Origin of the sequence: Streptomyces sp. NPDC005408, from assembly GCF_040606445.1 — a bacterium.
Taxonomy (GTDB): Bacteria; Actinomycetota; Actinomycetes; order Streptomycetales; family Streptomycetaceae; genus Streptomyces.
This window is the reverse complement of sequence record NZ_JBEXEX010000129.1, coordinates 1-2,674: the sequence shown is the minus strand read 5'-3', so window position 1 is coordinate 2,674 and position 2,674 is coordinate 1. Positions and strand designations below refer to the sequence as shown.

Genomic DNA, 2,674 nt, shown 5'->3' with positions numbered 1-2,674 from the left:
GGTCGGTGATCTCACCCTCGAGAGCGGACTCCAGGAGCCGCTTGGTCAACTGCTGGAGCAGCCCGCCCTCGCCGGTCAGCTGAAGGCCCTCGGCCTGAGCCCGGCCCACCAGCTCGTCAATCAGCCGGTCGTCCACAGACTTCGACCGCGCCGCCTCAGACGGCTCGACGGGTTCCACCGCAGTCACGTTGTCGCTGGTCATCGATGCATCTTCCATGATCGGGAGTTACACCGAACGTTTTACAGTCCCGACCCAGGCACCCGGCCGCCCCGACCGTCACCGGGCTGCCGACTGGGCCCTGCGCGCCGCATCAAGCCCGTCCCTGAGGGGCCTGCCGGCGAGCGTGCGGCTGACCGCACTGGCACTGGCAGCACACCAATCCCCCGCCCACCCTCACACCGGCGTTGAAGCGGACCTTCTCAGCCGCGCCTGCGGCACGCGGGCCGCCAAGCTCGGCAGCCTGCTCGACCAACTCGTCACCGCCGGGACGATCACCACATGGGACCTCGACCCGCACACCGAAGAGCTGCACTGGGCCGTCCGCCACCGGGCGGAGAGCCTCTTTCCTCCGCCAACGCCCCGATCGAGCCGGGCAACTGAGCCAGCCGGGCACGCGGCGATGCGGCAGCGCCAGGTGCGGTCATAGAGGAGCAGCTGCTACCTGGCACAGAGGTCACTAGTCCTGGATTGCAGCGCTGGCTACGGTGGCTCTCATGGAACCAGCAACGGTATTCGGCGAGGACGTGTTTCCTGACCGACAGCCCTGGGACGTCGTCTTCGACGCGCTCACCGTCTCGTACGGCGAGTTCTGGGTGCTGGCTGAGGGCGGTGATCGTGACGACGTGGAATCCGCCATCCCGGACGGCGATGCAGTGTCTGGTCATGGCACGGCGGTTGGCGTGCCCACGCGGGAATCACGGACCAGCATCGAAGTCGCCCTCTCTGTCTGGGACGACACGCCGCCCGACGGAGACGGCGCATACCTCAACGCGTGCCGCATCAATGTCCCAGAGCGGGAGTTGAGAGTCGTCAACGTGGAGGGACGGGAGCCGGGCCCGGCTCTAGTGCTTCCGGACTCCGGTGCGTACGAGGTGAAGGTGTGGCGGCGCGTCTGTGACGGACCGGAGCAGTACGACATCCGCGTGTGGCCGAGCCCCGGCCAGTGATACCGGCCGGGGCGTTTGCCGTCAGGATGGCTACAGGATCGTGACGTAGAACCTGTCCCGGTGCAGGATCCGGTCGTTGGAGTACCAGTTGCCCAGCAGCGCGCCGGCCGACCGGTTTTGGGAGGCGTCGAGGTACTTAGCCATTCACGGTTTCAAGCGTGATCTCGGTGTGGGCCCGCGAGAGCTTGTCGAGTTCGATCCGAGAGCGCAGGGCGTAGAACTTGTTGAGTGAGACCTGGTGGATCACCCAGGCTTGCCGAGCTCCAAGCCACCCCGCCCATGCTGCGGTCACCGTCGTGAGCCCTGCGCTGGCCAGTGAAGCGGCCGAGAGCCAAGCCCTCGGATATATCTGTCCCAGGCCGATGAGGAACGTAGTTAGCGCGCCGAGTACAGACGCGCTGACCGTCTGCACAAACGATCTTCGCCTGTAGAACGTCCGTTTGCTGTTGAGAGAGCTGATGTGATGGGCTATCTCGTTCTCGACGTGGGCAAGCGCGACCGTCGCGACCGGCGGCGGACAACCACCCACAGGTTCAGCCGTGTTACTCATGAAGACTCCTTGCCATCACCGCAGCCTGACATGCCCGTACTACCGCTGTCCGGTGTTCTGGAGGGCCGCACTCTCATACCCGCGCAGGTCAGAACCTCTGCCATTTGTCATGGAGGGCTCAGACACAGGTTCTGAGGCCGCAGCAGAGCATCACCTGCCCGCACGACCGAAGCCTCACCGCCCAGTTGGTCGACCCCCTGAGCCACACGCCCGGCCGCCCCGATCGCCACCGGGCAGCCGACTGGGCACTACGCGTCGCCTCAGCAGTGCCGCTGAGAGTACTGCCGACCAGTGCGCGGCTGACCGCACTGGCCCTCGAAGCGCACCACACCCCCGACCACGCACGCACCGGAATCGAAGCCGACCGGCTCAGCCGCGCATGCGGCACCACACCCGCAGACCTGGGCCCACTGCTCGATCAGCTCGTCACGGCCGGGACGATCAGAGCCTGGGCCTGCGACCCGCACACCGAAGAGCTCCACTGGACCCCCTCGCGCCCCGCGGTACGCCCTGTCAGGTGAGGCCGACTCGCCGCAATGCTGTCGTGGCCAGTCCCGGATGCCCGGGATACGACTCCCTTGTTGCCGGGATCACCGCCCGCCGAAAGTGCCCGTACTGGAGGTGAGCCATGAACGAGCTCGCGGGAAACCAAGAGGTAGGCACGATCCCGAACACGACGCCCCTGCCAGCGAAACTGGCGCAGAAACGAACCGCCTGGAGCCTGTGGAGCGCCACAGTGGTCGTGGCCGCTCTGGCGCTGGTCTTCGCGGCCTTGTCCCGGTCGGCGCCACGTCCTGAGTGGCATCCATGGGCACTCGCCATGGCAGAGCCTGTCATGCAAATTGCGTACGCCTACCCAGGGTTAGGCGCTGTTTCTCGGATCTCCTGACGTGAGTGGGGTGTTGGGGCAGGCTGGCGGTATGGGCCGTGGGGATCTGACGAATGCGGAGTGGGATC

At 66.3% G+C, this 2,674-nt stretch carries 3 protein-coding genes and 1 pseudogene; 2 read left to right on the top strand and 2 right to left on the bottom strand.

What is annotated here, in order from left to right; all coding sequences use genetic code 11:
* Nucleotides 1-202: pseudogene (locus ABZS64_RS39235) on the bottom strand (IS256 family transposase); the annotation flags it as partial.
* A 512-nt stretch (nucleotides 203-714) separates the two neighbouring features.
* Here ABZS64_RS39235 and ABZS64_RS39230 point away from each other — a divergent pair.
* On the top strand, nucleotides 715-1,167 hold the full coding sequence (locus ABZS64_RS39230; protein ID WP_355839998.1) for a hypothetical protein: 453 nt from the start codon (nucleotides 715-717) through the stop codon (nucleotides 1,165-1,167).
* A gap of 136 nt (nucleotides 1,168-1,303) precedes the next feature.
* On the opposite strand, the gene ABZS64_RS39225 is transcribed toward ABZS64_RS39230, so the two are convergent.
* Nucleotides 1,304-1,717, bottom strand: a complete 414-nt coding sequence (locus ABZS64_RS39225) for a hypothetical protein (protein WP_355839996.1) — start codon at nucleotides 1,715-1,717, stop codon at nucleotides 1,304-1,306.
* Nucleotides 1,718-1,983: 266 nt separating this feature from the next.
* On the opposite strand from ABZS64_RS39225, the gene ABZS64_RS39220 reads away from it, so the two are divergent.
* Complete coding sequence (locus ABZS64_RS39220) at nucleotides 1,984-2,238, top strand: hypothetical protein (protein WP_355839994.1); 255 nt, start codon at nucleotides 1,984-1,986, stop codon at nucleotides 2,236-2,238.
* Nucleotides 2,239-2,674 lie beyond the last annotated feature (436 nt).

Coding starts and splice junctions, on each gene's coding strand:
- ABZS64_RS39225 (WP_355839996.1), bottom strand. CDS start 1,717: ATGAGTAACACGGCTGAACCTGTGGGTGGTTGTCCGCCGCCGGTCGCG.
- ABZS64_RS39230 (WP_355839998.1), top strand. CDS start 715: ATGGAACCAGCAACGGTATTCGGCGAGGACGTGTTTCCTGACCGACAG.